Source organism: Cupriavidus sp. H39 (genome assembly GCF_050271075.1).
In the GTDB taxonomy this organism is placed as follows: Bacteria; Pseudomonadota; Gammaproteobacteria; order Burkholderiales; family Burkholderiaceae; genus Cupriavidus; species Cupriavidus necator_B.
In genome coordinates, this window is sequence record NZ_CP189846.1 from 1,878,872 (window position 1) to 1,904,631 (window position 25,760).

Genomic DNA, 25,760 nt, shown 5'->3' on the forward strand with positions numbered 1-25,760 from the left:
CCGGCGCCTGCCGGTGACTGACCAAATCGTCGCCACCGCGCTGGTGGGCTGAGGAAAACACGAATGTCGATCATCCAACAACTGCCGCCGTTCCTGAACGTGGTTGCCAACGGCGTTGCCACGCTGCAGATCCCGCGCTATGCCAACACGCTGAACCGCGTGGTGCTGAACCTGCTGGGCACCACCTTCACCAAGGCGATGATCGCCGATATCAAGGTGAAGATCGGCGCGCGAACTGTCTACAACATCAGCGGCACGCGCCTGGACGCCATCAACAAATACAAGGGCATCTTCGATGCTGCGGACTTCCTGACCATCGATTTCAACGAGCGCGACGCGCCGAGCATCGACGGCAAGGAAGTGGGCGGCTACGACATGACGGCGTGGCCTGACAACCTGAATCTGGAAATCACCATCGCGGGCGCGACCGCGCCGCAGCTGACCGGCTACATGATCCTGACCCCGCCGCAAGGCCAGGGCGCGGGCGAGCTGATCCACAAGCTGCTGTACTTCCCGGCTTCCACGAGTGTGGCCGGCAAGTTCCCGATCAACTTCTCGGCCAAGGGCGCGCTCATCAAGCGAGTCCACATGTTCTACAGCGGCACCGACTGGACCGCGACCACGGACGGCAACGTCAACCGCGTCGAGGTCAAGAAGAACGGCCTCATCGTGTGGGATGCCACAAGCCGCGTGCAGCGCTTCATCGAGCAGGAACAGCGCAAGGTGCCGCAGTCCAAGCACTATTGCGTCGATTTCATCTACGACAACAACCAGTCGGGCGCGCTAAAGACCGCCGACGCTGCGGCGCTGGAGTTCAATGCGTTCCTGACCGCCGCCGATGGCCTGGACGTGTATGTCGAGGTGATCGACCTGCCGTTCAACCTGTAAGGGGCGCGCCATGGGTGAATGGGACACGGTACAGCCGCAAAGCTACTTTTCCGATCCGATGGTGAGCACCGCGGCCGATGCCAGCGACCTGAACCCGCTGGCGCAGACCGGCGCTGACCTGCTGCGCATGGGCTTCTCGCGTCTGATGGACGTGCAGACCGTGCGCGCGCTGCAAGGCACCAACACCGCCGCCGTGCTGCAATCCAACGGCATGACCATCACCACGGCCCCGCGTGGCGCCACGCCAGCCTTTGCGCTGTTCGGTGGTGGCATGATGCCGCTGCTGGTGGCCGGTGCGGTGATCTACCTGCTGTCGGGGAAGGGCTGATATGTCGCCATACGGTCAAGCCGGCATGAGCGCAGGCATGGGCCTATTGGCGGCCAATCCGTGGACGGCGGGCATCATGGCCGCCAGTTCGGTGGTGGGCCAGACCATGGCCGGCCCGGACCCCAGCAATACCGCGCTGTCGGGGTCGGGCATGTTCGACCAGCACTTCGATGGTTCCGGCTGGGTGGTGGCAACAGGCGGCAGCGAGGCCAGGGCATTGCCGACGCTGACCAGCGCTGTGCAACAGACCGCGGGCGAAGCGCTGGGGCTGCTGAACAATCCGATGGTGCTTGTGGCCGGCGTGGTGGTCGCGCTGGCCTTTTTCAGGCGCGGGCAATGAAGATCGAGATTACGCCAGAGGTATGGACGGATGCACACGATGCCGAAATCCATGCCGCGTTTCACGGCCACGCCAAAAGCGACGCCAGCGGCGGCCTAGTCAAGTCGACCGAATACGGGCGCGACTATGGCACGTTCTGCCGCGTGTGGCGCGATGGTGAGCCGGTGGCGTGGTATGTGCTGATGGCGCATTGCCACGCCGAAACGACCGAAATAGAGATCGCGCTTGCGCATGGCCGGGCGGATTTTGACCTTGTGGCCGAAGTACTGCCGCTGATCGAAATTCAGTGCAGGGACGCGGACGCTATCCGCATCACGACGTGCCGGCCGGGGCTGATTAAAAAGCTGCGGCGCCTGGGCTATCGAAGTGAAGCCGTGGTGCTGCGCAAGCGGGGAAAACAATGAGCAAGATCGGCGGGCCGAGCGCATCAAAGCAGAGCGAATCGACCAACATCAGCAACACGACCAGCACGACGAACAACACCGACAACCGCATGGTGAATGACGGTGGCGTCGGCGTGAGCGGCACCGGCAACAGCGTGTATGCGACGGTGACGGACGGCGGCGCCATCAATGCCGCCTTCGACTTCGCCAAGAGCAGCACCGAAACCACTTACAAATCGACCGCCGACGCCATAGGGCTCGCGCGCGACGGTTTGAAGATGAATCTTGACCAGTCGGCCATCAATGCCAAGGGCTTCCTTGACAGCATGGGCAAGCTGCTGGACACGGCCAAGAGCGTGAACGAGAACGCCACGGCGAACGTGGCAGCGGCATACAGCAACGTGCAGGAAATCGGCACTGGACAAAAATTCCTCGTGGCGGGCGCGCTGTGCATCGCCGGAATCGTGGCCGTATCGAAAATGAAGGGGTGAGCGTGGGAATCATCGAGTCCGTACAGCAATACGATCTGAACATTCCCGCGGGCGGTGCGCAGGCCATTGACGTGGCCGGTGATCGTGTGCAGTTCCTGTCCGCGACGGACCCGTTTGCGCAGATCGAAATCCGCCCGAACTTCGCGCAGGGCAATATCAGCCTAAGGCCTGGGCAGGGCTTCCGGTTCAGCGAGCAGGTGACGCGCTGGGTTGTGTTCAACCGCAGCACCGTGGCGCTGTCGGGATACCTGCTGATCGGGTCGGGGGATTTCTTCGACCAGCGCATCAGCGGCGACGTGAACGTTCTGGACAATTCGAAGTCCCGAACGCTCTCCGGCGATGCCTTCCTCGCTTACATCTACCTGCTTCCCGCTGCTGGGGAGAGTGCGCACACGCAGGTTTGGAACCCAGCGGGGAGCGGCGTTCGCGCTGTGATTCGCCAATTCTCTGCCTCGTCTGCTGTTGCTGGCGCCATCACGCTTGCGAGTCATACCTCGCCGCTGTCGACACTGTCTCCGCAAGGCAATCCGAAGAGCAGATATCTCACGGTGGGGCGCGCCACAAAGCTGGAGAGTCGCGTGCAGTCGTCCGCCGCTCTCATTGCCGCCACAAACAATATCTACGCAACGCAAATCGCCGCCGGCGGAAAGGCCTCCGAGGTTTTCACGTCGCCGCTCATTCTGGACCCAGGGGTAGGAATGATTGTGCGCTTGGAGGGCGCGGCGGGGGCGGCAGTCACCGTGAATGCGGAAGTCGAAGAGGTAGCGATCTGATGACACGCTATGAGTTCGCGCTGCTGGCTCTGGCCGCCGTGGGCTATGTGGTGTGGCGGGACTGGCAGCGCAGCGAAGAGCCAGGCGCGCAGGCGCCGGACTTCATTGACCAGGCAGAAAACCTGTTCTACGACGCCGCCGAAGGCACGATGTTCGGCGGCACTGAGGAAACCGATATGGGACAAGCCGCGAACAACCGCGCAGCCTTCCTGATGATGATTCGCACCGCTGAGGGCACGGCGGGCGCCGATGGATACCGCACGCTGTTCGGCGGTGGCCTGTTCCAGTCCTTCGCGGATCATCCGCGCCAGGTGGTGACGGCCATGTCCAACGGCAAGCCGATTAGCAGCAGCGCGGCGGGCGCCTATCAGTTCCTGCGGCGCACGTGGGACACGCTGGCGGGCCGGCTAGGTCTGACGGACTTCACGCCAGCCAGCCAGGACGCCGCCGCTATCCAACTGATTGCGGACGCGGGCGCGCTGGGCGACGTGGACGCCGGCCGCTTCGCGTTGGCAGTGCGCAAGGTGCGCAAGATTTGGGCGAGCATGCCCGGCGCCGGCTACGGCCAGCCGGAAGTGGCGCTGAACCGATTGCAAGCCGCATACGAGGCGGCAGGGGGTGTGGTGTATGGCTAAGGCAGCGGCAGGGGGCGGTGGCCCGGATTTGCTTTTGATGGCAGCGGTGGGCGCGATGGCGTTTCTCGCGCTGCGTTCGCGTGCGGCCACGGCGGCTACTGGCGTGCCGGCAGCGACCGCCGTGCAGTTGCGCCCGGACTATACGGCGCAGCGAAACATCGCTTACACGCAGGCCGGTTTGGGTCTGGTGGGCACCATCGCGGGCATGTTCGGGGCGGGCTCGCCGGATGCCATTCTGAGCGGCGGCCAGGTTTCAGGCGTGTTCGGTGGCGGCAACTCCAATGCGCTGGAATACAACGCATTCAATGGCTATCTGGGGCAGTTGGGGATGGACGCCACGGACGGCTGGACGCCAGCGCAGTTCGGCAGCATGAACGGCGCGTACACCTTCGGCTCGCAGGTAGAAGCGCCCAGCCTGGGCAACTACATGAGCTGGTGACATGAAAGACGCCACCGCAAAACTTCTGCTGGCCGGCGCCGCCATCGCGGCCATTGCCTTCGTCGTAAAAAAAAACGGCGGACTGGCGGGTGCGGCTGCGGGTGCAGCAAGCGCGTTGGTGGGGGCAGTGGGGGATGCGGCCAGCGGCGCCGTGCTGGGGATCGGTGACGCGCTAGGCGTGCCGCGAACCGACATGACCGAGTGCGAGCGAGCGATTGCCGAAGGGCGCACGTGGGATGCCTCGTTCGCCTGCCCGGCTGGCAACTTCTTAAGTTCGCTGGTGAGCGATCGCCAGCCGGATTTTGCGTTGGACGGCTACACGGGCACGTATGCCGAGCGGCCTGTCAACGCCTGGACGGTCACCGAGAACGCGGGCGGTGCGGCCTTTGTGTACCCGCGAATCAGGAGAGCACAGTGAAATTTCTGCAACGTTTGCGAGAGCCGTCCACCATGGCCGGCCTGTCGGGGCTGGCGGTGATCGTCGGCGCCAATCCGACCAAGGTCAATGCCGTGTCGGCGGCCATTGCCGCCGTGCTGTCGGCGCTGGCAGTGTTCCTTCCGGAAAAGGGCCAGGGCGAGTGATGGACGCGGTCACGCTTGACGCGCTGAAGTACATCGCCACGGCCTTGATGAGTGCCGGGGCGGTGTACGGCGGCATCCGTGCCGATCTGCGCGCCATGCGGGCCAGCATCGACCGGGCGCACGAGCGCATGGACAACCATTTGCAGGGGCACCGGTGAGCGGGCAGGGATGGATACCTACGCCGGCCGAGATCGGCCGGGAAACGCTGATTGTGATAGGGGGCGTGATCTGCGCCGCCATCATTCTGTCGCGCTTCCCTGGGCTGAAATCGTGGATTGCGGATCAAGGGACGGTCACGCTCAAGGATGGGCAGGGCCGGGTATTGTGGTGACAACAGGAGAGAGCATGGCAACGAAGAAACGCAAGACGCCGCCGCGCAAGGCCAACGGCCAGTTTCGCAAGCGCAAAAAGCGCTGATCGGTTCGCGCTGCACAGGGGATTGCCCGGCTTCGGCCGGGCTTTTTTCGTTACACTGGCGCCAGAACAAGGGGGGAATATGCGACGTATCGCGGTTGTGGCGGTGGTGGTGCTGGCGGGCTGCGGCCTGCGATATACGGGCACCGAACAGCAGATGCAGCAGGTAGCGCGAGGGACAGCGGAACTGCTCAAGAAAGACCCCTACAGTGACACGGTGACCAGTGCCGGCACCGGCGCGCATCTAGCGCTGTCCACGCTGATACCCGCGGAATCGAAGAGCGACGATTTGGCATGCATGCCGGGTGTGTTGGCAGGATGCGTGAGGCCTTGGCAGGCTGGCGCGGTGACCGGCCAGCGCCAGCAGCCGGCAACGGACTTCACCGGCCTGCCGAACGATTTCTACAAGACCACGTCCATCGGCAAGGACTAGGCTTGCATCTGGCCAGGTTCCGGCAGCGGCGTCACGCTGGCCGGCTGGGCCGGAGCCGGTTTCGGCTGCGCGCGCCGTGGCCGGAACTGGATCACCTCGCCGCTGACGATGCCGAGCTTGGGCAGCAGATGCGCGTAACCCATTTGCCGGGCCATCTCGTCACGCTCGAGCTTATCGAGGCGCATGACGTGGACAGTCCACCAGGGCGCCGGGCGCTTGCCTGACTGCCAGGCGCGGGCCGTGGCCGGGGAGCACCGCAGGCGGCGCGCAAGGTATTCGGACGGGATGCTACGCGCCCAGTGTTGGAATTCCAGAAGATTTGCGTGTTGTGAAGACATGATGACCCGTTCTATGAAAAAGCCCGGTCTGTGCCGGGCTTGGAAATATGAATCGGGGCGGCCGTGGCGCGCATCACGCGCGAGAGGGGTTTTCATCCTGAAAGCCGCGCCGGCTATACATTCGCGTCCCGCAGCAACGATTTAACATAAGCTTTATTATGCGAAACTAATGTGTTAGACCCAAATAGTAATGTCGTACTTGAGCCAAATAGAAATGTCGTACCCCCTTGCCAAGGCTGGCATGCTGGCGGCTTTCCGTCTGTCCGAGACCGGAGGCAGCCATGCCCAAGCCCGAGACCATCACGATGGCGATGCGCGAATTGGATCGGCTCAAGGTGATTCAGGCCGTGGTCGACCATGGCCTGGCAGTCTGGCGCGCGGCCGAGAAGCTCGGCTTGTCGCGGCGCCAGGTGGAACGGCTGGTGTTGCGCTACCGTGAAGACGGTCCCGGCGGCCTGGGCTCGCGCAAGCGTGGTCGTGACAGCAACCGCCAGTTGCCGCCCGGGCTGGAATCCCGCGTGCGCGGCCTGATCCGCGACAGTTACGCCGACTTCGGCCCGACCCTGGCCGCCGAGAAGCTGCGTGAGCGCCATGGCATCGACCTAGCCACGGAGACCGTTCGCCGCATCATGATCGACGCCGGCTTTTGGGTGCCGCGCAGGCTGCGCCCGCCCAAGGTCCACCAGCCAAGGAACCGCCGCGCCTGCCTGGGCGAGCTGGTGCAGATCGATGGCTCCGACCACGCCTGGTTCGAGGACCGGGCGCCGGCGTGCACGCTGCTGGTCTATGTCGATGACGCGACCGGGCGGCTGATGCAGTTGTTGTTCGTGCCGACCGAGTCGACGCCGGCGTATTTCAGCGCCACGCGCGCCTATGTCGAGCGCCATGGCAAGCCGATGGCGTTCTACAGCGACAAGGCCGGCATCTTCCGCGTCAACGCCAGGGACGGCGCCGAAGGCCGCGGCTACACCCAGTTCGGGCGCGCGCTGTTCGAGCTCAACATCGACATCCTGTGCGCCAATTCGAGCCCGGCCAAGGGCCGGGTCGAGCGGATGAACGGCACCTTGCAGGACCGGCTGGTCAAGGAACTGCGGCTGCGCGGGATCAGCACCATGGCCGCCGCCAACGCTTTTGCGCCGCATTTCATCGCCGACTTCAATGCGCGCTTCGCCAAGGTGCCCAGGCGCGACTTCGATGCGCACCGGCCGCTGCGCGGCGACGAGGACCTGGAACGGATCTTCAGTTGGCGTGAATGGCGCAAGGTGTCGGCCAGCCTCACGTTGCAGTACGACAAGGTGCTGTACCTGCTCGAGGACCGCCCCGAGCACCGGCGCTTGATGCACCGCTATCTCGAGGTCGCCGAGTACCCGGACGGCAGGATCGAGTTGTGGGCCGATGGCGCTGCCCTGCCCTACACCACCTATGACCGGCTTGGCGCGATCGACCAGGGTGCGATCGTTGAGCACAAGCGGCTGGGGCACGTGCTGGCCATCACGGCGCAGGTGCAGGCGCAGCGCGACAGTCGCCAGCAGGCGGGGCCGTCGCGCACGCTGCAAGGCGAACCTGCCCGGCCCCATCGCGCGCCGCTGAACGTCAAGCGGCAGCGGCTGATCAACCGGCTCGATCTGGAGCGCGCAATCGCTGCGGCCCCGCTCCAGCGGAATGCGGACATTTCAACTTGGCCCACCGCGCAGCCACCGCCCCACCCTGGGCCAGACTCAGTCACGTCAGGCCAGCCCCACCGCGCTACGGCCGACCCCCAAAAGCATCAAAACCCGCACAAAAAGCACGCTCGGACTGACATTTGAATTTAGCAGGCGCCCCGACCTTTCAAAACCGCCTAGACATAATGTGTTGGTCTTTTTTTAGTAATGTCCGCTTCTGGCTAAGTTCACATGTCCGAGTTTGGCAGGCGTAAGCTTGACGGCTTCCAGCGCGCGGGAGCCCGCCATGCCAGCAGGAGTCATTACCATGACGATGCGGCAGATCGACCGGCTCAAGGTCGTTCGTTCAAGCGCTGGCTCGCTTGGCCGATCGACACATTGCGAATTCACCGCCTGGAGATCCCGCATGCCTACCGGAAATGTTCCACGTTCCTCGCGTGGCTAGGCGTGCTCGGTGACATGGCTATCAAGTACTCCATTCGTTAGCCGCGGCGATGCCACCACGCTGAAGCCCGCCGGGTGGCGGCCGCGTGTCTCGGGTCTTCTCCGGCGTGGCCGACTAATGATCGCTGCTGATCAGCCATTGTGAGCCAGTCCAGCGATAGGCCAACTCCTTGGATTTATGGTCGGCGCCAGAGTCACGCCCTCACCCACTCCCCCGCGCGCGGCCCGCCTGCCGGGTGCTACCATTGCGCGGCATTCTGTACAGATAGACCGGTTGCCAATCGCCCGTCGTCGCGCCGACCGCGTGGTCGCGATGTCATCAAATATTCCATGGAACTGCGTCAACTCCGCTATTTCGCCAAGGTCTGCGAGCTCGGCAGCTTCGGCAAGGCAGCGCTCGAACTGGGACTTGCGACCTCCGCGCTCAGCCAGCAGGTCAGCAGGCTCGAACGCGAACTGTCGACGCGCCTGCTCCAGCGCCAGTCCACAGGGGTGGTGCCAACCGATGCCGGACTTGCATTCCTGCGGCAGGCCCAGCTGACGCTGCGCCACGCCGACGATGCGGTACGGGCCGCGCAGCAGGCGCGGCTGTCCGGCCATGTCAGCATCGGCCTGGCTTCGACTACCGCCGCGGTGCTGGGCGTGCCCCTGCTGCGGGCAATGGCTACGCGTTATCCCGACGTACGGGTCCACGTGGTCGAGGCACTGTCCGGGCATCTGAGCGAGATGCTCAACGCGCGCAGGCTGGATCTGGCCATCGTGTTCCGTACCGAAACCGCGCGCCGCTGGAGCGTGACGCCGCTCCTCGATGAAAAGCTCTATGTGCTCGGAGCTGCGGGCCTGCCGGGCCTGCCGGTCAGCCAGCGTGCCCGGCTCGCGCAACTGGGGGAGCTGCCGCTGATCCTGCCGAGCGTTACCCACGGGCTGCGCGCTCTGCTCGACGCGGCCTTTGCGCGGGTGCGCGTGACACCGAACGTGGTGGCGGAGATCGACGGCCTGTTGATGCTGATGGACGCGGTGCGCGCAGGCTTTGGTGCCACCATCCAGCCGGGCGCGGCGACCGCGCGCCTCAATGATCCGACGCTGGTCCGCTCGCTGGTGGTCGACGCCCAGGTTGGACGGCACAACCTGCTGGCCAGCCTTTCCGATGACGAGCTGTCGCCCGCGGCACTGGCCGCGCGGGTGGTGCTGGCCGACACCGCGCGCGGCCTGGTTCGCGACGGCGCGTGGTTCGGCGCGACGCTCCACAAGGATTGAGATCGGACAACCGCGCCGACATCAACCGCCTCCACGCGGGCCGGCGCGACGGTCCGATGGCCGGCCTCAATCGACCGTAATCTTCCGTTCCTTGACGATCGCGCCCCACTTTGCGCTCTCCTTCTTCATGAAGGCAAGCAGTTCCGGCCGGGTGGTTGGCTGCGGTGTCAGGCCATGCTTGTTCAGCGCATCTTTCACCTGCGCATCGTTCAGCACCTTGACGACCTCCTGATTCCAGCGATCGAGGATGGGTGCCGGCGTCTTGCCAGGGGCCACGAAGGCATACCAGTTCAGCGCCTCGAAGCCGGGGTAGCCGGATTCCGCCACGGTGGGGACATTCGGCAGGTACGCCGGCCGTACCGGACCGGTGGTGGCCAGCGGCACCAGCTTGCCGGCCTCGACTTGCGGCATCGCAGTCGGCGGGGCCGCAAAGTAAGACGTCACCCGCTGGCCAAGCAGATCCTGGAGTGCCGGTGCACCGCCCTTGTATGGAATGTGGACCATCTCGATACCGGCACGCTGGTTGAACAGTTCTCCCGCCAGATGGGAAGCAGAGCCAGCGCCGGTCGACGCATAGTCCACGGCGCCGGGCTTCTTCTTCGCCAGTGCGACCAACTCGGCCAGGTTCTTCACGCCGGCGCCCTTGTGCACCACCAGCATATTGGGAAAGTTCACGCCGCCCGATACAGGCGCCAGATCCTTGAACGGATCGTAGGGCAGCTTCATGAGATGTGGCGCGATGGTCAGTGGCCCGATCGAGCCGAACAGCAGCATGCTGCCATCCGCCGGACCGCGAGCCACCAGTTGGTGGGCAATATTGCCGCCAGCGCCGCCACGGTTGTCGACGACTACCGGCTGGCCGAGGTTGTCCGCCAGCTTCTTGGCGATCAGCCGCGCGGCGGCATCGGCGGCGCCGCCGGCGGCGAAGCCGACCACCAGCGTGACCGGCTTGCCGCCGGCGATGGGCTGCGCTTGCGCAACACCTGATGACAGGGAAAAGCAGAGCGCGGCCAACAAGGTTGCGCGCAGGGTCGGTCGACGGTCCATCGAATCGGTCTCCGTATTGTCGTTCTGGAAAGGGTTATTCTGGAAAGGCGTGGGGACGGCCATCCGCCGGGCAGCCGCTCAGTCCGCCCCGAGCCCTACCGGGTTCGGCCGGCGCTTCTCCACCGCGTGGCGCAGCAGCGCGGCACTGCGGAACACGCCGTGGGCAAACTTGCCGTAGGGCATGGTGGCGAACAGCGCCATCACCGCGCCCAGGTGCAGGCACAAGAGGATGGCCAGCGCCGGCGTGCCACGGCCCAGCCACAGCGCCAGGCCGCTGGCGGCGGTAAGGAACAGCAAGGCGATGAAGCCGAGATCCATCGGCCGCTGGCTGTGCGCCAGGTGCAAGCGGTGACGTTGCAGGTTGAGCCAGCCGAGCCCCGCGGTGCCGATCGCGAGACTGACACCACCGATGGCGCCGAGCAGCTTGGGCAGGCTCGGCAGTTCATATGGCGCGTGCCAGCCGAAAGCGTAGTGATAGACCGTCGCCACTGCCGTTGCGGCAAAGCACAGCAGGAAGCCATAGAACGTCAGGTGATGGAAACGCCGGCGTGACAGCGTGAAGGCGTCGTCGGCATTGTTGCAACCGGCACCATGGCCGCCGTCGAGGTATTTCAGCCGCAGCACGGCGGCACCGGCTTCTGCCGCTGCCGGCGCGCTTACCGGGGCACCGCTGGTCGCGGGGGTGACTTCGCGCCAGAACCTGCGTACCCCCATTGCCAGTGCAAGCACCACGAAGCCGAACACAGGCGCAAACATCGACACCAGCAAGTTATGCGGGAACAGCGCATAGAAGTTTCCAGTGGCCGGAGCGCGCCACAAGGTGCCGTTGAGCGCCACGGCCAACAGCAGGAACAGCGTCAGCCCGAGTGCCAGGGCCAGCGACAAGGTGAGGCCATTGCGCCGGTACAGCATGCCGAGCTTTGGCGGCCACGCATAGTCCTGGTAGGTCTGACCACGGACCTCCGCCAACGCTACCGGGATGTTGACGGCAAACTCGTGCGGCGGCGCGTACTGGCAGGCATGCAGGCATGCCCCGCAGTTGTGGCACAAATTGGCCATATAGTGCACGTCGGCACGGCCAAATTCGAGCCGCCGCGTCATGGCGGGAAACACCGCGCAGAAGCCTTCGCAATAGCGGCAGGCATTGCAGATCTGCAGGATGCGCGCGACCTCGCCCTCTGCAGCCGTCAGCGGCAATACGGGATGGATCGGAATCACGCGTCGGTCAGTGCCGCCCAGGCCTTGCGCGTCGGCATGCGCCTGATCGACCAGCTCAGCTAGCGATGGCATTGGACTGCTCCATGTCGAAATCGGGATGTCGGAAATCACAGGCACGCGCGGCGCTCACGCCGGCGATGCGGCCAAAGGCCGTGCCGATCGCCATGCCGACGCCCGCGGTATAGCCCTTGCCCAGTACGTTGCCGGCCATCATTTCGCCGGCGACGAACAGGTTCGGGCTAGGCCTGCCATCAAAGTGGACCTGCGCCCGCTCGTTCACCTTGAGGCCCAGGTAAGTGAAGGTCACGCCGGGACGCAGCGCGTACCCGATATAGGGAGGCGTGTCGAGCGGCCGCGCCCAGTGCGTCTTGGCCGGTGCGATGCCGTCGGTGGCGCAATCGTCCAGCACCGTGTGGTCGAAGCTACCGGGCCGGCACGCGGCGTTGAAGGCTTCCACGGTCCGCACGAAGGCTGCTTCCGGCACGCCGAGCTTGCGCGCCAGTTCTCCCAGCGTATCGGCGGTCGTGCCCGGGAAGACCGGCGGCATGAAGCGGCCGATGGCCTTCTGGTCAATGATCGAGAAGCCGATCTGCCCCGGCTGCTGCGCGACCAGGCGTCCCCAGATCGCATATCGCTTGGGCCAGAAGTCCTCGCCCTCATCGTAGAAGCGCGCCCCGTCGCGGTTGACGACCACGCCGAGCGAGACACAGTCGATCCGCGTGCAGATGCCGCCGTCATACAGCGGAGCGCGTGCGTCGATCGCCACCATATGGGCCTGGGTCGGATCGCCGATCGTATCGGCCCCCGCGTCGATCATATGGCGCAGCAGCACGCCCTGATTGAAGCGCGTGCCCCGGATCAGAAAATTGTCCGACGGCCATTCGCCGCGTTCATTCTGGCCCCAGGCTTCACGCAGCCAGTCCCGATTCGACTCGAAACCGCCGGCGGCCAGCACGCAGGTCCTGGCCTCGATGCGTTCGCCGGTAGCGGTCATGGCGGCGATGAAACGGTCGCCGTCGCGTTCGATGGCGGCAACCGGGGTGTCGTAGCGGATCTCGACACCAAGTGCCTCGGCACTGCGGAAATAGGCATTGACCAGCGCCTTGCCGCCGCCCATGAAGAAGGCATTGGTGCGCGCCACGTGCAGCGCCCCTGACAATGGCGGCTGGAAATGGACGCCGTGTCGGCGCATCCAGCCGCGGCATCGCGACGATGCACGGATCGTCATGCGCGCGAGTGGCTCGTTAGTGATGCCACCCGTCACCTTCAGCAGGTCCTGCCAGTATTCCTCTTCCGGGTAGGCATCGACCAGCACATCCTGTGGCGCGTCATGCATGCAGCGCAGGTTGCGGGTGTGCTGTGAATTTCCCCCGCGCCATTCGCGCGGCGAGCCTTCCAGCAGCAGCACCGAGGCACCCGCTTCGCGCGCCATCAACGCCGCGCACAGCGCGGCATTGCCGCCGCCGATCACCAGCACATCTTTCATGGGGAATCTCCTTGTGGGCTCGACTGTATGCAAGGCCCGATGGAGACGAAAGGTGACGGTGATTAAGACGTGTTAAGTTATTGTGAAGGGTCGGGGTGATGACCGGAACTGCCGGACCAGAGGGCAAAATCCACCAACTGGGGATCCCTATTCCTTCACGCTCACAACCGATGTCCCCATCCAGCTTGTTCTCAGGGTCAGGACAGAGGTCTGGCACGAGCCGTTTCCATCGCGGTGTGCCCCCAACGCCAACAGCGGGGACGGCCGAAACCGTACCCCGCTGCGCTCTTCCGCCCAAAACTGTCAGGGCTTGACCGCGATCGCCCCGATCTCCACGGCGACATCGCGCGGCAAGCGCGCCACCTGTACCGTCGCCCGCGCCGGCGTGACGCCGGTGAAGTAAGTCCCGTAGACCTCGTTCATCTTGGCGAAGTCATTCAGGTCCCTCATATAGACGGTGGTGGAAACGACGTTGGCCATCGTCATCCCGTCGGCCGCCAGTACCGCCTTCAGGTTGTCGAGCACCAGCCGGGTCTGGGCCTCGATGGGCGCGTCCTTGAGCAATTCGCCCGTCCTGGGATGGATCGGGATCTGGCCGGCAAGATACAGCACGTTGCCGGCGCTGACCGCCTGGGAGTAAGGCCCGATGGCCTTGGGGGCTTCGGCCGACGAGACCGCGCGTAGCGTGCCGCCGTGCTGGGCGCAGGCCGAGAGCGATGCCACGCCGCCAAGCGCCGCGGCAATCAGAGCGATAGATCGTTTCATGGACTTGACTCTTGTTTGCAGTGACACGGGCCGGATCAAGCCATGGCCCCGGACAGGGTCCACATCGAATCCACCACCCGGTCGATGTCGTTGGCGTCGTGCCACAGATGCGTGGAAATGCGGATGCCGTAGTGCTGCGCCGGCGCGCCGATCACGTCGAAATTCACCGAACGGATCACGAAGCCCGGGGCAAAGTCGCTCAGCATACGGTTCACGAACATCGTGGACTTTTGCTGGTTCATGACATCGTCGCGATTGCGGAACGGATTGAAGCAGGTCAGCGCGGACACCAGCTTCGGATCGTCCTTGGGTGAGTACAGCGCCTCGACGCCCCACCGTTCGACGATTTTCTCCTTCAGGTAGGCCGACAGCGTCAGGTCGTAGGTTTCGATCTTCTTCCTGCCGATGCTATCCCACATTTCGCAGGCGCGCGCCAGCGCCCGGAACATCGGCACGTGCAGGCTGCCGCAGGACGTCACCGTGGCGGCGATGTCGTAGGTACCGCGCGCCTGCCTGACGTAAGAGCTGGTATGGATCGGATACCACTCCGGCAGCGGCAGCGGATTGGACGGACGCATCTTGTTGCGGATCACCAGGATGCCGGTGGACCCGGGACCGCACTGCCACTTATGGCCCGCGCCGGACATGAAGTCCATGCCGAGCGCGCCGTAGTCGTACGCCATCATGCCCGGCAGGTGGGCACCGTCGACGATGCTGATCAGGCTGTGGGCCTTCACCACTTGCATCAGGTCGGCGATCGGCAGCATGGTGCCGGTCTTGTAGGTCGGCGACGACCACATCATCGCGCGCACCCGCTTTCCCTGCCCCTTCAGCGCGCGGATGCGCTCGTCGAACAGCTGGACATAAGTACTTGCGGTCTGGTTGTTGCCGACCGGCAGCGCTATGGTCGAGACCTCGATGCCGTAGCGGTCCACCGCGATGTTGAGCGGGGTCAGGCCGCCGCCGTGTTCGTGGTTGGTGGTGACCACCACATCGCCCGGTTCCCACTTGATGCCGAGGATCGCATGGCACATGCCCGACGAGGTATTGCCGGAGAACGCCACTTCGTCGCCGTCGACGCCGAAGCCCTTGGCCACGGCCGCGCGCAGGTCGGCCAGGTTGCCATAGCCGCTGCCGGAATCCGCGGCCTTGGCCAGGTTTTCCTGGCCGAAGACATCGAGCACTACCTTGGGCATCGAGCCGCCGGTGCCGATGTTCATGTAGACCTTCTCTGGCTTGAGTACGAACATGCCCTGCACTTCAGACCAGAAGGCTTCGTCCTGCGCCAGCTGCGAACGCAGGTCTGACGACGCCGCCGACGCGTCATCCGAGCAGGCGCTGATCAGCGGCGCAAGGGCCAGCGAGCCCGCGCCGTAGGCCAGCATGCGCAGGAATTCGCGCCGCTTGGGTGTCCACCGCGCCAGGTCCTCCGGCTGCCATTGCGTCGCGACAGCCGGTCTCTGCGTTTGCTTCAGCTCGTCCATGGTGCTCTCCCGTTGTGTCCCACGATCGGCGCAGCGGCGCGTTTGCGTGCCCGCATGCCTGGCGCCCGTTCTGGAAAAAAGTCTACGCAAACAACGGCGGCGGCAGCAGCACGACTTTCCCTTACGCAGTAATACAGAGAGCGCGTTGCGCGCTGCAATGACGGTGCATGCCACCGCCCTGCCCTGGTGCCACGGCACCAAGCATGGACACATCGCACACGTAAAGGGCAATCAAGGGCGATCAGCAGTCCGCCGCCAGCGCCGCGTCGGCCAGCGGGATCGCGTGCAGGTCGGAGAAGTGCACCGCGTACTTCACCAGTTCGGCGCGGCCCCCAACCTGGAGCTTGCGGCGCAGGTGCAGCCGGTGCGTTTCGACGGTGCGCACCGAGGTTCCGAGCCGCTCGGCGATCTCCTTGTTGGAGCGGCCCTCGGCCAGCAGCTTCAGCACCGTGGCCTCCTTCGGTGTCAGGGCGCGGCGCGAAGACGGCGGCGGCTCATCGGTCTGCAGAAAGGCCTGCAGCTCGGCGTTAAGGTAAGTGCCGCCGGCCGCGACCGTGCGGATCGCGTTGACCAGCTCATGCGCGGGCGCTTCCTTGAGGACGTAGGCGGCCACGCCGAGGGCAAAGGCGCGCCGCACGTACTCCGGGTCTTTGTGCATCGACAGCGCGATCACGCGCACCGCGGGGAAGCGTTCGGCAAAGCGCGCCGCAAGCTGCAAGCCGTTGGCATCGGGCATGTGGATGTCCGACACCACCAGGTCCGGACCATGCTGCGCGGCCAGGACCATGGCTTCCTCGACGCTCGCCGCTTCGCCCACCACCGTCATCTCGCCGGTGGCCTCCAGGCGCAGGCGGACGCCGTCCAGCACAAACGGATGGTCATCGACCAGCAGCACACGAAGGTTGGCGGTCATGCAGCAGGTCTCCTTGCAGGGGGAAGATGGCCCAGGGCTGGGTCGGGTCGGGCCCGGATTGTTGAGTCGGGCTCTGGCTGCGGCAGGCGCAGCCGTGCTTCGACACGGGTGCCGGCGGGGCCGGTATGCATGGCAAAGTCGCTGCCTTCCAGGCTTTCGATGCGCTCGCGCATATTGCGCAGGCCGATGCCGCCCTTGCCGTCGGCACGGACCTTGTTCAGGTCGAAGCCATGGCCGTTGTCCTCGATCGTCAGCGCGACGTGATGGGCGCCGCCGGCGAGCGTGACCTGGACCCAGCCGGCCTGCGCGTGCATGAGGGCGTTGTTCAACGCCTCCTGCGCGACCCGGAACAATGCGGTCCGCTGGGCCTGCGACAGCGCCGGGATGAAGCCCTGCTCGGTGAAGCGCAGGTCGACTGCGCGCTGGGGGCACAATTGCTCGACCAGCATGCGCAGCGCGGCGGCCAGTCCAAGGTCGGTCAGCAAGGCCGGATGCAGGCCGTGCGAAACCCGGCGGATCTCGACCAGCGCCTCCTGCAGGCGGCCCAGACCCTGCGCCAGCAGTGCCTGCGGTGCGAGGCGGCGCGATCGGTGGTCCTTTGCCACGTCATTCTCCGGCGCTTTTTCTGTGTCCTGCTCCAGATGCACCTGGGCCGTCTCCAGCAGATACTTGGACGACACCAGCACCTGCACCACGCCGTCATGCAGCTCGCGTGCCACGCGGGCACGTTCCTCCTCCTGCGAACTCACCACGCGCCGCGCCAGGCGCCGCAGTTTCTCGCCGGAGATGCGGGAATTGCGCAGGTTCCACGCCAGCCAGGCAAGGCTGATCAGCATGACCGAGCCGATCGCCAAGGCCGTGAGCCGTATCTGCGTATCACGCAGCGTGCGGGCGGCATTGGCATCGAAGGCGGCCAGCTCGCGCTCGATGTCGTCCATATAAAGGCCGGCGCCGATAATCCATCCCCAATGGTCGGCTGTCTTCACATACGACATCTTCGGCGCCTCGGCGCGTGAGGACGGCTTGATCCAGTTGTATCGGACAATGCCGCCGCCGGCGTGCGCCTGGTTGATCAGCATCCTGGCCTGCTCGCTGCCGGTATCGGCCGGGTCGCAGAAATCCACGCCGTCGATTCCCATGCTGCCCGGGTTCAGCAGCACGTTGCCGAAGCGATCGTAGACAAAGAAGTAGCCGTCATTGCCGAAATGCATGCGCGAGAGCGCGGCCAGCACCTGTTGCTGCAGCGCGGCTTGCTCTCCGCTGCCCTGCGCGATGCGAGCCAGCGTGGCATGGCCGAGTTCGACGTAGTGGCGCAGTTCCTTTTCCTTGCTGGCCACGTAGACGGCCTGGACCTGTTTGCGGTCCTGGCGCGCATGGCTGACCATCTGGTACGAGACCGCCCAGGTCACCAACAGGAAGACCACCAGCATGAAGGCCGCCGCCAGGGCGACCGTTCTCATGCGGATCGTCATGCTTTGCACGCGTGGGGGCAGATGGATCATCGCGGGGGCCCAGGGGAGCCGGTCATACTTGGGGTGGCAGGCCGACTGCAAGCCCGCCGACGAAACACCGTGCCGGCGTTGGCGAGAATGCCGACGCCGCCACGACAAATCGATTCCTCCCCATTCGATTGATCGAAACCGCCCCCTACGCGCGTTCTGGTGCCGCGCTTTGCCGGGTGGTTTCTCGACCCCTGATGCAGCCGGCGAACGGATGGGCTCAACCGATATGCATCAGGAAACCTATGACGTTTCGTGGCAAAAAGCAAGCAGCGTGCCGGAGCGGCCAACGCAGAATGCAAGCGCGATCGCACGTCGATTGGGGCGATTACCGATAACAATGCAGACATGGCCCGCGGGCGCGACAAGGAAATGCACCAGAAATATGTGCTGGCGTACTAAGCCGCGGCCGGAAAGCTGCCAAAGTCCACCTGGCGGATGTTTGCGCCCCGACGAATTTCCTTTGCGCTGCACAGACACTCATGCCTGGGAAACGCTTGCCATCGCACCACATTGCCATGCGTCCGGCCGTGACCCCGACGCTGGCTGCTTGCGCCGTCGTGCTGGCAATGTCGGGCTGCGAGCGGGAAGCCGATCGCCGCACTGACGCCCCGGTGCCGTCCGGCACCGCATCCGTGGCAGCGGCGCCCAAACAGGTGCCCGCGCACGCGCCAGCGCAACGCCCGTTGCCGGCATCGGCGCCGGAAGTACCGCCGCGGCCATGGTTCGACGACATCCTGGATGCCCAAGGCAAGCTGGTGCGGGAAGCCTATCTGGCCATTGCCTCCGATTACAGCAGCGACGAGGCCATTGCCTATCGTTACGGCCCGGCCAATACCAGGCCGGTGGCGACGGCGCCGACCCACTGGCAGCCCGGCGACAAGACCTTCTATCCGCACGCCAATGCCTGCTACCAGAAGGAATTTCCCAAGGCCGAACTGGATTACAACCTGAAGGTCCTCTATCAGCTGGGCCAGCTGGATTGCTCGCGCAACGATTACGGCAGCAATATGGGGGATGTCATTTATCGCGCCGATGCGGCGTCGGACCCTGGCGTCACCTCGCTGCTCACACTGGGCCTGAGTGCCGGGACGGTTGCCGAGAAGCCGCAGTTGCCGTGGGTTTATGGGCATGTCTCGACCGACCCCCAGCTGAACAATCATATTGCGGCCAATGGCGACGTATTGCCCAGGCGCCCGATTGCCATGGGACGCTGCAGCGAACACGATTGCGCCCAGGCCCTGATCGCGTTCCAGAACGGCCTGATTGCCTCGGTGGGCAGCAATACCGCCTCGCACGCCGCCGCGGTGAAATTGCCGGCGGGCAAGGTGCCGACGGCGATTGCGATCACGACCAATTCGGAATTCGCGCTGGTAACGGTATGGGATACCGTCAATTTCAAGGGCCAGGTGGCGGTGCTGGCGCTGGGCAGCCTCGCCGATGGCAGCAAGGTGGGCGGGCCCTATGACCCCAGCGCGGGCTCGTGGCCGGGCCTGTACCCTGGCCTGCGCAACATGTCGAACTTTGTCTTTATCAAGCTGCTGGGCTTTATCGACCTGCCCGGGATGGTGGCACCCACGGACATATCGGCGGTCACGGATTTTGGCGTGATGCAGGACAACAGCACGCAAGGCTGGCTGGTCGACCCGGTCGGACGCCGCGGCGCCAGCCTGACCAAGACCGAGGTGAACCCGGCCACCAGCAGCGTCAACCAGAAGAGCTTCACCCGCGCCGGCATCAACGGCAAGCTGGTGTCGCGGGCCGGCGTGGCCGCGGTGATCTCGAAGTCCGAGAAAAAGGTGGTCTTCCTGAACCTGAAGCCGCTGTTCGACAAGGTCAACCAGGCCTACTTCGAAGGCAGCCATGCTTCGCTGCAATCGACCCTGGCCAACACCGGCCCTGGCGATGCACAGTGGCCGCCGGTATTTGCCGTCGACAACTACGCGCCGACCATCGTCAAGTCGATCAGCCTGCCGCAAAAGCCCACGGCGGTCAGGATTTCGATCCTGCCGATCCCCGGCCGCGCCTGGGTGGCCACCGAGGAAGGCAAGATCCGCGCGTTCTCGGTGGCGGGGCTGCAGTCGGGCCGCAACCCTGATCCCAAGCGGATCGAGGAGATGCTGAGCGTCCAGGTCGGCAAGAACCCCACCAGCATGAAGCACCATGTCATCGTGGGACTCGGTAATTCCAACACCAGGCTGTGGGTGGTATCGCGCGGCGCGCAGAAGATCCAGCTGGTCGACATGGTCGACCTGACCGTCGAAAAGACGCTGCAGGACTCGCGTATCGTCGATCCCATCACGGTGGACGAGACCCAGCAGAGTCCCTTGCTGACCAGCGTGATCACCATTACGGATTACACCGGCAGGCAGGTGATGAACTATCGCTACGCGCCGATCGCCCTGCAAGGCGGCAATACGCCGCTGGCTATCGGCATCGGCAAGTCGGGCAATGCGCCGTTCGAGTTCGGCGGCGCCTATGAGGTGCCCGGCAAGCCGTTCGATTTCACCCAGAGCAATGTGCCCTGATGGCCCTGCCGCGTTCTGCCGGCAGGATGCGCATCGCCTGAACGCCGTTACGGCGCGCTGACCAGCACCGCCGTGGCCGGGTCTGGCGGCGCGTTGCCCTCCATCACCACCAGTTGCACCGGTGACGGCGCCTGGGAAGACAACGTCGACACCACCTCGCGCAGCGGACCGATCGCGGTGCCGTTGGCCATGCCGGCCGGGTTGGTCTTGAAGCTGGCCACGGGGGTCTTCTGCGCGCCCACATAGACGCTATAGCTGGTTTCCGGCTTCAGCTTGAACAGCGAGACCTCCAGCGCATCGACCACGCCCAGGTTACGCGCGACCACAAAACCTTTGGCCTCGCCGCTGGGCGGCTTAAGGGCAATGTTTACGGGGTCGCTATTCGCCCGCGCGACCAGGTTGTCGGTGCCGGCACCAGCGGGCACGGCGTTGCTGACGTAGACCAGCGCCTGCGGCGCCTGGCCCACCGGCACGCGCGCTGTGACGTGGTTGGAAGCGGTGTCGATCACGTCCACCGCGTCGCCGTTTTCCAGGCCGACATAGATGCGTGAGCCGTCATCGGCCGCCCAGATGCCATGTGGCAGCGCGCCGACCGGGATGGTCGCGGCCAGCGTGGGCGTAGCGTCGGTGGTGAACACCTTCACCACGTTCTCGCCCCCCACCGTCACGTAGGCGAGCGTGCCGCGGGCAGTGCGGGCAAAGGCCAGGTGGTTGGTGATAAAGCCGGTATCGAACACGCCCTTCACTGCCAGCTTCTCGGTATCGATGCGCGTGACCTTGCCCACGTCCTTGTGCGTCATCCAGACTTCCTTGAAGTCGGGCGTGAATTGCAGGAAGGGCGAGAACGGGCTGGCCACGTCCAGCCGCTTCACCACCTTGCGGGCCTTGACGTCGATCACGTCGACCACCGGATTGAAACTGGACACGACGAAGGCAAGCTTGCCAGCCGGATGGAACAGCACCATGCCCGGTCCCGCCGTGGTCGGGATGCGGCGGGTTTCACGGAACGTGGCGGGGTCGATGACCGAGATGTAGTCCTCGCCGCGCACCACCACCCATACCTCTTTCCCGTCGGCGGTAAAGAAGCCCTCATGCGGAGAGCGGCCGATATAGGCAATGCCCTTGACCCGGTTGGTGGCGGTATCGATGAACGCGACCGAATTGGAGCCATTGGAGATGGCAATCAGCGTCCGGTGGTCCGGGGAGAACCCAAGGCCGTGGACGTTGAGTTCGCCCTTGTACAGCGGCGACAGTACGTCGGGCCGTGCATTGCCCAGCCGGATCTGGCCCAGCAGCCTGTTGCCGGCGGGTTCGATCACCGACACGGTGTTGCTGTTCTGATCCGCGGTGTACACGCGGTCCTGCGGTTGCGGGGCGGCGCCGGCCAGTGGCGCGCCGAGTGAAATGGCCAGGGCGACAAGCGTTCTCTTCTTCATGGCGGTAACGGGGCTGGATGCGATGGGTATGCGGAGCGGATCAGGCATGGACCGGTCAGCGCGGTGGTATGGCACTGGGCGGCGGTGCCGGGTTGCGCTCGAGCCACGCCTGCATCAGGCGTATCTCGTTCTGCTGCTCGGTGATGATGCCCTGGGCCAGGTTGCGCAGCGCCGGATCCTTGCCGTACAGCAGCAACGCCTTGGCCATGTCGATCGCGCCCTGGTGGTGGGGGATCATCATGGCCACGAAGTCATGGTCGGGAACGCCGTTGGTAGGGGCCTGCGTCATGCCGTGGTGCATCACGGCCATGGCGTCATCGATCAGGCCGGCATAGGGCTTTGCGGTGCTGGCAACAAAGGCGGGGGGTGCCGCCGCGTGGCCGGGGTGCTGGTGAACGTTCTCGGCGGGCACGGCAAGGCTCGCGGCCGACAGGCACAGCGCCGCCAGGGCGCGTGCCACGGTGCCGGCGCCATGGCGTGAGCAACTCCATTGCATCGCGGGTCTCCGGTTTGCCCGGCCTGGCGTGTGCCGGGCCCGGGCGATTACCTGCATATACACATGAGATGCCAGGTCTATTCCGTCACGGAGGAAAAATTTTTCCCGGCGTGGCGGGGCCTGGCCCGCTACGGGCAAAACCCGGTCAAGGCTTCCCTTCCCCTGCGGCCTGGCCGTCCAGGTATTTCAGCACCTGGAACGCTGCCTTCACCCGCTCCGCGACCGGGAAGTTCTTGTTCGCCAGCATCACGATGCCAATGCGCTGCGACGGCACGTAGGCGACATAGGCGCCAAAACCATTGGTCGAGCCGGTCTTGTTGACCAGCATGTCGCTGCGCGCCGCTTGCGGCGGCTCCAGTCGCGCCACCGGCTTGGCCTCGAACACCACCTGCGGCGAGTTGCCGGCCAGCACGCTGTCGCGCTGCGCCGGCCAGGCGTACATCTCCCAGGCCAGCCCTTGCACCATGTCGCCGACCTTGAAATAGCCGGTGCGGGTCGTGGCAAGCGCGCGCTGCAGGGTCTGGTCCAGCCCGGTGCTGTCGATGTTGGCCATGACAAAGCGCATCATGTCGGCCGCCGTGGTTTTCACGCCGTAGGCCTCGGCATCCAGCACGCCGGGCGTCACGCGGACCGGCTTGCCGTCCCTGGCGTAGCCATAGGCATAGTCACCCATGCGTGCCTGCGGCACCGTGATGTAAGTGCTGCGCAGCCCCAGCGCGGGGAACAGGGTCTGCTCCATCAGCACGTCGAACGGCTGCCCCATGCTGCGGGCGGCCAGATAACCGAACAGGCCGATGCTGGGATTCGAGTATTGCCGATGGGTGCCGGCGGCATAGCGCGGACGCCAGTTGCGGAAATAGTCGAGCATCTTGCCGGTATCGGTGACAGTCTCCGGAAACTGCAGCGGCAGCCCGCCGGCCGCATAGGTGCCCAGCTCCAGCAGGCGGGTCGCGCCCACGCTGCTGCCCGCCAGCTGAGGCAGGTACCTGGCCGCGTTGTCGGTCAGCGACAAGTCGCCGCGGGCCTGCGCATAGGCAGCCAGCGTCGCGGTGAAGGTCTTGCTGACCGAACCGATCTCGAACAGCGTGTCGGCGTCGACCTTGCGGCCGCCGGCCTTGGCGGCCACGCCGTAGTGGAAGTCGTACTGCTTGCCGCCGGCCGTGACGGCCACGGCCATGCCCGGCACGTCATGCGCCTGCATCACCGGCTGGATGGCCGCGTCGACGACACGCTTGAGCGCGCCGGCATCGACGGCCGCCTGGGCACTGGTGCCGCAAAGCAGCGCGGCAGCGGCAATGCCTTGCATTGCCTTTTCAAGGGTTTTGTTCATATCAGACCATCGGACCGTGGTGTGCCGGCAAACCGGCGTTAGCCGGCGCGGGCAAATATACGAGACTTTACCGGCTTCCCCGCGTGGCCCCATCGAGATCGGTATTCGATTCCCGCTCTGGATCGGTCCGCCAGTCATCGTTCTGTCATCCACCCCCGCCAGAATGCGCAGGTCATTCAAGTCAGGGGAGTCGACATGACGCATGCAATTGAAGTCCGCGGGCTGAGCAAATCGTTCCGTGCGGACCGCAAGGCGCTTGACGATGTCACGCTGCAGATCGCACCAGGCGAAATGGTCGCCTTGCTGGGCGCGTCCGGATCCGGCAAGTCTACGCTGCTGCGCCACGTGGCTGGCTTTGTCACCGGCGACGCCGGCGCCGGCGAGATCCTCGTCAACGGCCGCCACGTGCAGCGCAACGGCCGCCTTTCGGCCAACGTGCGCCAGGTGCGGCGCGAGATCGGTTTCGTATTCCAGCAGTTCAACCTGGTGGGGCGCCTTCCGGTCATCACCAATGTGCTGGTCGGCATGCTGGCGCGCGTGCCGCGGTGGCGCGGTCTGCTGCGCTGGTTCAAAGCCGATGAAATCCGCAGCGGGCTCGATGCGCTTGCGCAAGTTGGTATAGACGACTATGCCTTTCAGCGGGCCTCGACGCTGTCAGGCGGCCAGCAGCAGCGCGCCGCCATTGCGCGCACGCTGGTGCAGAACGCCAGCGTGATCCTGGCCGACGAGCCGATCGCCTCGCTCGATCCGGAATCCTCGCGCCGCGTGATGTCGCTGCTCAGGCAGATCAACCGCACCCGCAAGGTGGCGGTGGTGGTATCGCTGCACCAGGTGGACGTGGCCATGCGCTACTGCCCCCGGGTGGTGGCACTGCGCCACGGCAAGGTGGTCTATGACGGCCCGTCGGCGGCGCTGACGCCAGCCATGCTGCGCGATCTCTACGGCACCGATGCCGACGAACTGCTGCGCGATGCCGTGACGGAAGACGACGCCGCCACCGCGCCCATGCCGGCGCCGGCGCTGGTCACGATGAACCTGGCAGCCGCCTGAGCGGTTGCCCACCGACCCATTTACCCCGAAACCGCTTTCCACCGGAGTTGCCCATGCTTCGCAGAACCTTTGTCGCCGTCGTGGCCTCGGCCATGGTTGCCCTGCCCGCCCTTGCCCAGGAGGCCAAGAGCCTGAGCATCGGCTTTATCTCGACCGAATCGTCGTCGAACCTGAAGACCGCCTGGCAGCCGCTGATCGAAGACCTGAGCAAGACCCTTGGCGTGCCCGTCAAGCCGTTCTTTGCCTCCGACTATGCCGGCATCATCGAAGGCATGCGCTTCAACAAGGTGCAGATCGCCTGGTTTGGCAACAAGTCGGCGATGGAGGCGGTGGACCGCGCCAGCGGCGAGGTCTTTGCATCGGTGATCGACAAGGACGGCAACCCGGGCTACTGGTCGGTGCTGGTGGTCAACAAGGACAGCGACCTGAAGAGCGTCGAAGACGTGATCAAGCGCGGCAAGGAACTGACCTACGGCGCCGGCGACCCGAACTCTACCTCGGGCACGGCGGTGCCGGGCTTTTACCTGTGGAGCGCGAACAAGGTCGAGCCCAAGACGCTGTTCAAGGCCGTGCGCATCGGCAACCATGAAACCAACCTGCTGTCGGTGCTGAACAAGCAGGTCGACGTGGCCGTCAACAACACCGAGAACCTGGAGCGCTACCGCATCAATACCGGCAAGAACGCCTATGACCAGGTGCGCGTGCTGTGGAAATCGCCGCTGATCCCGGCCGACCCGATGGTCTATCGCAAGGACCTGCCGGCTGAACTGAAGAAGAAGATCCAGGCCTTCTTCGTCAACTACGGCAAGGGCCCCGACGCGGCGCGCGAGAAGCAGGTGCTGGCGGCCCTGACTTACCAGGGCTTCCGCGCCTCGAACGATGCGCAGCTGGTGCCGATCCGCCAGATCGAGCTGGCGCGGGAGAAGGCCAAGATCGAATCGGACACCACCCTGGCCGCCGCCGACAAGGAAAAGCGCCTGTCCGACGTGACCCGCCGCCTGGCGGAGCTGGACAAGGCCGCCGGCAGCGCCACCAGCACGCAGTAAGCCGCCCGCTGCCGGCACCCTGTTCGCTCCGTCTCACCGAGGCCGGCGGCCCG

General features: G+C 65.1%; 30 protein-coding genes. 19 read left to right on the top strand and 11 right to left on the bottom strand.

The window, feature by feature from the left end; all coding sequences use genetic code 11:
• Positions 1–63 precede the first annotated feature (63 nt).
• The 13 genes from ACOCMH_RS08875 to ACOCMH_RS08935 all read left to right on the top strand — a co-directional run bounded on the left by ACOCMH_RS08875 (position 64) and on the right by ACOCMH_RS08935 (position 5,706).
• Entirely contained in the window at positions 64–888 is an 825-nt protein-coding gene (locus tag ACOCMH_RS08875; protein WP_427306599.1) for a major capsid protein P2, read from the top strand.
• Between the two features lie 10 nt (positions 889–898).
• Entirely contained in the window at positions 899–1,216 is a 318-nt protein-coding gene (locus tag ACOCMH_RS08880; RefSeq protein ID WP_427306600.1) for a hypothetical protein, read from the top strand.
• Between the two features lie 37 nt (positions 1,217–1,253).
• Positions 1,254–1,556 carry a hypothetical protein gene (locus ACOCMH_RS08885; RefSeq protein ID WP_427306601.1) on the top strand — a complete coding sequence of 101 codons (303 nt, stop codon included), beginning with the start codon at positions 1,254–1,256 and terminating at the stop codon, positions 1,554–1,556.
• Entirely contained in the window at positions 1,553–1,960 is a 408-nt protein-coding gene (locus ACOCMH_RS08890) for a hypothetical protein (protein WP_427306602.1), read from the top strand. The genes ACOCMH_RS08885 and ACOCMH_RS08890 overlap by 4 nt, the downstream gene beginning before the upstream one ends.
• Positions 1,957–2,430, top strand: a complete 474-nt coding sequence (locus tag ACOCMH_RS08895) for a hypothetical protein (protein WP_427306603.1) — start codon at positions 1,957–1,959, stop codon at positions 2,428–2,430. The genes ACOCMH_RS08890 and ACOCMH_RS08895 overlap by 4 nt, the downstream gene beginning before the upstream one ends.
• Before the next feature lie 2 nt (positions 2,431–2,432).
• Positions 2,433–3,203: a hypothetical protein gene (locus ACOCMH_RS08900; protein ID WP_427306605.1), complete on the top strand. Its 771-nt coding sequence runs from the start codon at positions 2,433–2,435 to the stop codon at positions 3,201–3,203.
• Positions 3,203–3,838: a glycoside hydrolase family 24 protein gene (locus ACOCMH_RS08905; protein WP_427306606.1), complete on the top strand. Its 636-nt coding sequence runs from the start codon at positions 3,203–3,205 to the stop codon at positions 3,836–3,838. The genes ACOCMH_RS08900 and ACOCMH_RS08905 overlap by 1 nt, the downstream gene beginning before the upstream one ends.
• Entirely contained in the window at positions 3,831–4,277 is a 447-nt protein-coding gene (locus ACOCMH_RS08910; RefSeq protein ID WP_427306607.1) for a hypothetical protein, read from the top strand. Before ACOCMH_RS08905 ends, ACOCMH_RS08910 begins: the two co-directional genes overlap by 8 nt.
• Position 4,278: 1 nt before the next feature.
• Positions 4,279–4,695 (top strand): hypothetical protein, encoded by a 417-nt coding sequence (locus tag ACOCMH_RS08915; RefSeq protein WP_427306609.1) that lies wholly within the window; start codon positions 4,279–4,281, stop codon positions 4,693–4,695.
• Positions 4,692–4,859: a hypothetical protein gene (locus ACOCMH_RS08920; protein WP_427306611.1), complete on the top strand. Its 168-nt coding sequence runs from the start codon at positions 4,692–4,694 to the stop codon at positions 4,857–4,859. The genes ACOCMH_RS08915 and ACOCMH_RS08920 overlap by 4 nt, the downstream gene beginning before the upstream one ends.
• Positions 4,859–5,017: a hypothetical protein gene (locus ACOCMH_RS08925; RefSeq protein WP_284454407.1), complete on the top strand. Its 159-nt coding sequence runs from the start codon at positions 4,859–4,861 to the stop codon at positions 5,015–5,017. Before ACOCMH_RS08920 ends, ACOCMH_RS08925 begins: the two co-directional genes overlap by 1 nt.
• Before the next feature lie 10 nt (positions 5,018–5,027).
• On the top strand, positions 5,028–5,276 hold the full coding sequence (locus ACOCMH_RS08930; protein ID WP_427306613.1) for a hypothetical protein: 249 nt from the start codon (positions 5,028–5,030) through the stop codon (positions 5,274–5,276).
• A 79-nt stretch (positions 5,277–5,355) separates the two neighbouring features.
• Positions 5,356–5,706: a hypothetical protein gene (locus ACOCMH_RS08935; protein WP_427306615.1), complete on the top strand. Its 351-nt coding sequence runs from the start codon at positions 5,356–5,358 to the stop codon at positions 5,704–5,706.
• On the opposite strand, the gene ACOCMH_RS08940 is transcribed toward ACOCMH_RS08935, so the two are convergent.
• Positions 5,703–5,891 (bottom strand): hypothetical protein, encoded by a 189-nt coding sequence (locus tag ACOCMH_RS08940; protein WP_427306616.1) that lies wholly within the window; start codon positions 5,889–5,891, stop codon positions 5,703–5,705. The genes ACOCMH_RS08935 and ACOCMH_RS08940 overlap by 4 nt on opposite strands.
• Positions 5,892–6,349: 458 nt before the next feature.
• Here ACOCMH_RS08940 and ACOCMH_RS08945 point away from each other — a divergent pair, with 458 nt between their 5' ends.
• Positions 6,350–7,852: an ISNCY family transposase gene (locus tag ACOCMH_RS08945; RefSeq protein ID WP_427308413.1), complete on the top strand. Its 1,503-nt coding sequence runs from the start codon at positions 6,350–6,352 to the stop codon at positions 7,850–7,852.
• 630 nt (positions 7,853–8,482) lie between these two features.
• Positions 8,483–9,409, top strand: a complete 927-nt coding sequence (locus tag ACOCMH_RS08950; RefSeq protein ID WP_427306617.1) for a LysR family transcriptional regulator — start codon at positions 8,483–8,485, stop codon at positions 9,407–9,409.
• A 66-nt stretch (positions 9,410–9,475) separates the two neighbouring features.
• On the opposite strand, the gene ACOCMH_RS08955 is transcribed toward ACOCMH_RS08950, so the two are convergent.
• The 7 genes from ACOCMH_RS08955 to ACOCMH_RS08985 form a co-directional block, all read right to left on the bottom strand.
• The gene (locus ACOCMH_RS08955) at positions 9,476–10,456 is read right to left on the bottom strand and encodes a Bug family tripartite tricarboxylate transporter substrate binding protein (RefSeq protein WP_427308414.1); all 981 of its coding nucleotides are present in this window, start codon (positions 10,454–10,456) and stop codon (positions 9,476–9,478) included.
• Between the two features lie 78 nt (positions 10,457–10,534).
• Positions 10,535–11,746, bottom strand: a complete 1,212-nt coding sequence (gene tcuB / locus ACOCMH_RS08960; RefSeq protein WP_427306619.1) for a tricarballylate utilization 4Fe-4S protein TcuB — start codon at positions 11,744–11,746, stop codon at positions 10,535–10,537.
• A complete protein-coding gene (gene tcuA, locus ACOCMH_RS08965) occupies positions 11,730–13,160 on the bottom strand; it encodes an FAD-dependent tricarballylate dehydrogenase TcuA (protein ID WP_427306620.1) in 1,431 nt (476 codons plus the stop codon). Before tcuA ends, tcuB begins: the two co-directional genes overlap by 17 nt.
• A gap of 303 nt (positions 13,161–13,463) precedes the next feature.
• Positions 13,464–13,925, bottom strand: a complete 462-nt coding sequence (locus ACOCMH_RS08970; protein ID WP_427306622.1) for a RidA family protein — start codon at positions 13,923–13,925, stop codon at positions 13,464–13,466.
• A gap of 35 nt (positions 13,926–13,960) precedes the next feature.
• Entirely contained in the window at positions 13,961–15,409 is a 1,449-nt protein-coding gene (locus ACOCMH_RS08975; RefSeq protein ID WP_427306623.1) for an aminotransferase class V-fold PLP-dependent enzyme, read from the bottom strand.
• A gap of 241 nt (positions 15,410–15,650) precedes the next feature.
• Positions 15,651–16,322, bottom strand: a complete 672-nt coding sequence (locus ACOCMH_RS08980) for a response regulator (RefSeq protein ID WP_427306624.1) — start codon at positions 16,320–16,322, stop codon at positions 15,651–15,653.
• Positions 16,319–17,782, bottom strand: a complete 1,464-nt coding sequence (locus ACOCMH_RS08985) for a cache domain-containing protein (protein WP_427306626.1) — start codon at positions 17,780–17,782, stop codon at positions 16,319–16,321. Before ACOCMH_RS08985 ends, ACOCMH_RS08980 begins: the two co-directional genes overlap by 4 nt.
• 294 nt (positions 17,783–18,076) lie before the next feature.
• Here ACOCMH_RS08985 and ACOCMH_RS08990 point away from each other — a divergent pair, with 294 nt between their 5' ends.
• Complete coding sequence (locus tag ACOCMH_RS08990) at positions 18,077–18,223, top strand: hypothetical protein (RefSeq protein WP_427306628.1); 147 nt, start codon at positions 18,077–18,079, stop codon at positions 18,221–18,223.
• A gap of 95 nt (positions 18,224–18,318) precedes the next feature.
• Positions 18,319–20,349, top strand: coding sequence for a hypothetical protein (locus tag ACOCMH_RS08995; RefSeq protein WP_427306629.1), 2,031 nt, complete (start codon positions 18,319–18,321; stop codon positions 20,347–20,349).
• Positions 20,350–20,396: 47 nt separating this feature from the next.
• On the opposite strand, the gene ACOCMH_RS09000 is transcribed toward ACOCMH_RS08995, so the two are convergent.
• From ACOCMH_RS09000 to ampC, 3 genes are all read right to left on the bottom strand, one after another.
• Positions 20,397–21,785 carry a YncE family protein gene (locus tag ACOCMH_RS09000; protein ID WP_427306631.1) on the bottom strand — a complete coding sequence of 463 codons (1,389 nt, stop codon included), beginning with the start codon at positions 21,783–21,785 and terminating at the stop codon, positions 20,397–20,399.
• Positions 21,786–21,840: 55 nt separating this feature from the next.
• The gene (copM, locus tag ACOCMH_RS09005) at positions 21,841–22,281 is read right to left on the bottom strand and encodes a CopM family metallochaperone (RefSeq protein ID WP_427306633.1); all 441 of its coding nucleotides are present in this window, start codon (positions 22,279–22,281) and stop codon (positions 21,841–21,843) included.
• Between the two features lie 145 nt (positions 22,282–22,426).
• A complete protein-coding gene (gene ampC, locus ACOCMH_RS09010; protein ID WP_427306635.1) occupies positions 22,427–23,611 on the bottom strand; it encodes a class C beta-lactamase in 1,185 nt (394 codons plus the stop codon).
• A 195-nt stretch (positions 23,612–23,806) separates the two neighbouring features.
• Between ampC and phnC the strand changes: the two genes are divergently transcribed.
• Together phnC and phnD are read left to right on the top strand one after the other, a co-directional pair.
• On the top strand, positions 23,807–24,661 hold the full coding sequence (gene phnC, locus ACOCMH_RS09015) for a phosphonate ABC transporter ATP-binding protein (RefSeq protein WP_427306637.1): 855 nt from the start codon (positions 23,807–23,809) through the stop codon (positions 24,659–24,661).
• A gap of 53 nt (positions 24,662–24,714) precedes the next feature.
• Positions 24,715–25,707 (top strand): phosphonate ABC transporter substrate-binding protein, encoded by a 993-nt coding sequence (gene phnD / locus ACOCMH_RS09020; RefSeq protein ID WP_427306639.1) that lies wholly within the window; start codon positions 24,715–24,717, stop codon positions 25,705–25,707.
• Positions 25,708–25,760: the final 53 nt, after the last annotated feature.

Coding starts and splice junctions, on each gene's coding strand:
- ACOCMH_RS08875 (WP_427306599.1), top strand. CDS start 64: ATGTCGATCATCCAACAACTGCCGCCGTTCCTGAACGTGGTTGCCAAC.
- ACOCMH_RS08880 (WP_427306600.1), top strand. CDS start 899: ATGGGTGAATGGGACACGGTACAGCCGCAAAGCTACTTTTCCGATCCG.
- ACOCMH_RS08885 (WP_427306601.1), top strand. CDS start 1,254: ATGGGCCTATTGGCGGCCAATCCGTGGACGGCGGGCATCATGGCCGCC.
- ACOCMH_RS08890 (WP_427306602.1), top strand. CDS start 1,553: ATGAAGATCGAGATTACGCCAGAGGTATGGACGGATGCACACGATGCC.
- ACOCMH_RS08895 (WP_427306603.1), top strand. CDS start 1,957: ATGAGCAAGATCGGCGGGCCGAGCGCATCAAAGCAGAGCGAATCGACC.
- ACOCMH_RS08905 (WP_427306606.1), top strand. CDS start 3,203: ATGACACGCTATGAGTTCGCGCTGCTGGCTCTGGCCGCCGTGGGCTAT.
- ACOCMH_RS08910 (WP_427306607.1), top strand. CDS start 3,831: ATGGCTAAGGCAGCGGCAGGGGGCGGTGGCCCGGATTTGCTTTTGATG.
- ACOCMH_RS08915 (WP_427306609.1), top strand. CDS start 4,279: ATGAAAGACGCCACCGCAAAACTTCTGCTGGCCGGCGCCGCCATCGCG.
- ACOCMH_RS08925 (WP_284454407.1), top strand. CDS start 4,859: ATGGACGCGGTCACGCTTGACGCGCTGAAGTACATCGCCACGGCCTTG.
- ACOCMH_RS08930 (WP_427306613.1), top strand. CDS start 5,028: ATGGATACCTACGCCGGCCGAGATCGGCCGGGAAACGCTGATTGTGAT.
- ACOCMH_RS08935 (WP_427306615.1), top strand. CDS start 5,356: ATGCGACGTATCGCGGTTGTGGCGGTGGTGGTGCTGGCGGGCTGCGGC.
- ACOCMH_RS08940 (WP_427306616.1), bottom strand. CDS start 5,891: ATGCGCCTCGATAAGCTCGAGCGTGACGAGATGGCCCGGCAAATGGGT.
- ACOCMH_RS08945 (WP_427308413.1), top strand. CDS start 6,350: ATGGCGATGCGCGAATTGGATCGGCTCAAGGTGATTCAGGCCGTGGTC.
- ACOCMH_RS08950 (WP_427306617.1), top strand. CDS start 8,483: ATGGAACTGCGTCAACTCCGCTATTTCGCCAAGGTCTGCGAGCTCGGC.
- ACOCMH_RS08955 (WP_427308414.1), bottom strand. CDS start 10,456: ATGGACCGTCGACCGACCCTGCGCGCAACCTTGTTGGCCGCGCTCTGC.
- tcuB (WP_427306619.1), bottom strand. CDS start 11,746: ATGCCATCGCTAGCTGAGCTGGTCGATCAGGCGCATGCCGACGCGCAA.
- tcuA (WP_427306620.1), bottom strand. CDS start 13,160: ATGAAAGATGTGCTGGTGATCGGCGGCGGCAATGCCGCGCTGTGCGCG.
- ACOCMH_RS08970 (WP_427306622.1), bottom strand. CDS start 13,925: ATGAAACGATCTATCGCTCTGATTGCCGCGGCGCTTGGCGGCGTGGCA.
- ACOCMH_RS08975 (WP_427306623.1), bottom strand. CDS start 15,409: ATGGACGAGCTGAAGCAAACGCAGAGACCGGCTGTCGCGACGCAATGG.
- ACOCMH_RS08980 (WP_427306624.1), bottom strand. CDS start 16,322: ATGACCGCCAACCTTCGTGTGCTGCTGGTCGATGACCATCCGTTTGTG.
- ACOCMH_RS08985 (WP_427306626.1), bottom strand. CDS start 17,782: ATGAGAACGGTCGCCCTGGCGGCGGCCTTCATGCTGGTGGTCTTCCTG.
- ACOCMH_RS09000 (WP_427306631.1), bottom strand. CDS start 21,785: ATGAAGAAGAGAACGCTTGTCGCCCTGGCCATTTCACTCGGCGCGCCA.
- copM (WP_427306633.1), bottom strand. CDS start 22,281: ATGCAATGGAGTTGCTCACGCCATGGCGCCGGCACCGTGGCACGCGCC.
- ampC (WP_427306635.1), bottom strand. CDS start 23,611: ATGAACAAAACCCTTGAAAAGGCAATGCAAGGCATTGCCGCTGCCGCG.
- phnC (WP_427306637.1), top strand. CDS start 23,807: ATGACGCATGCAATTGAAGTCCGCGGGCTGAGCAAATCGTTCCGTGCG.
- phnD (WP_427306639.1), top strand. CDS start 24,715: ATGCTTCGCAGAACCTTTGTCGCCGTCGTGGCCTCGGCCATGGTTGCC.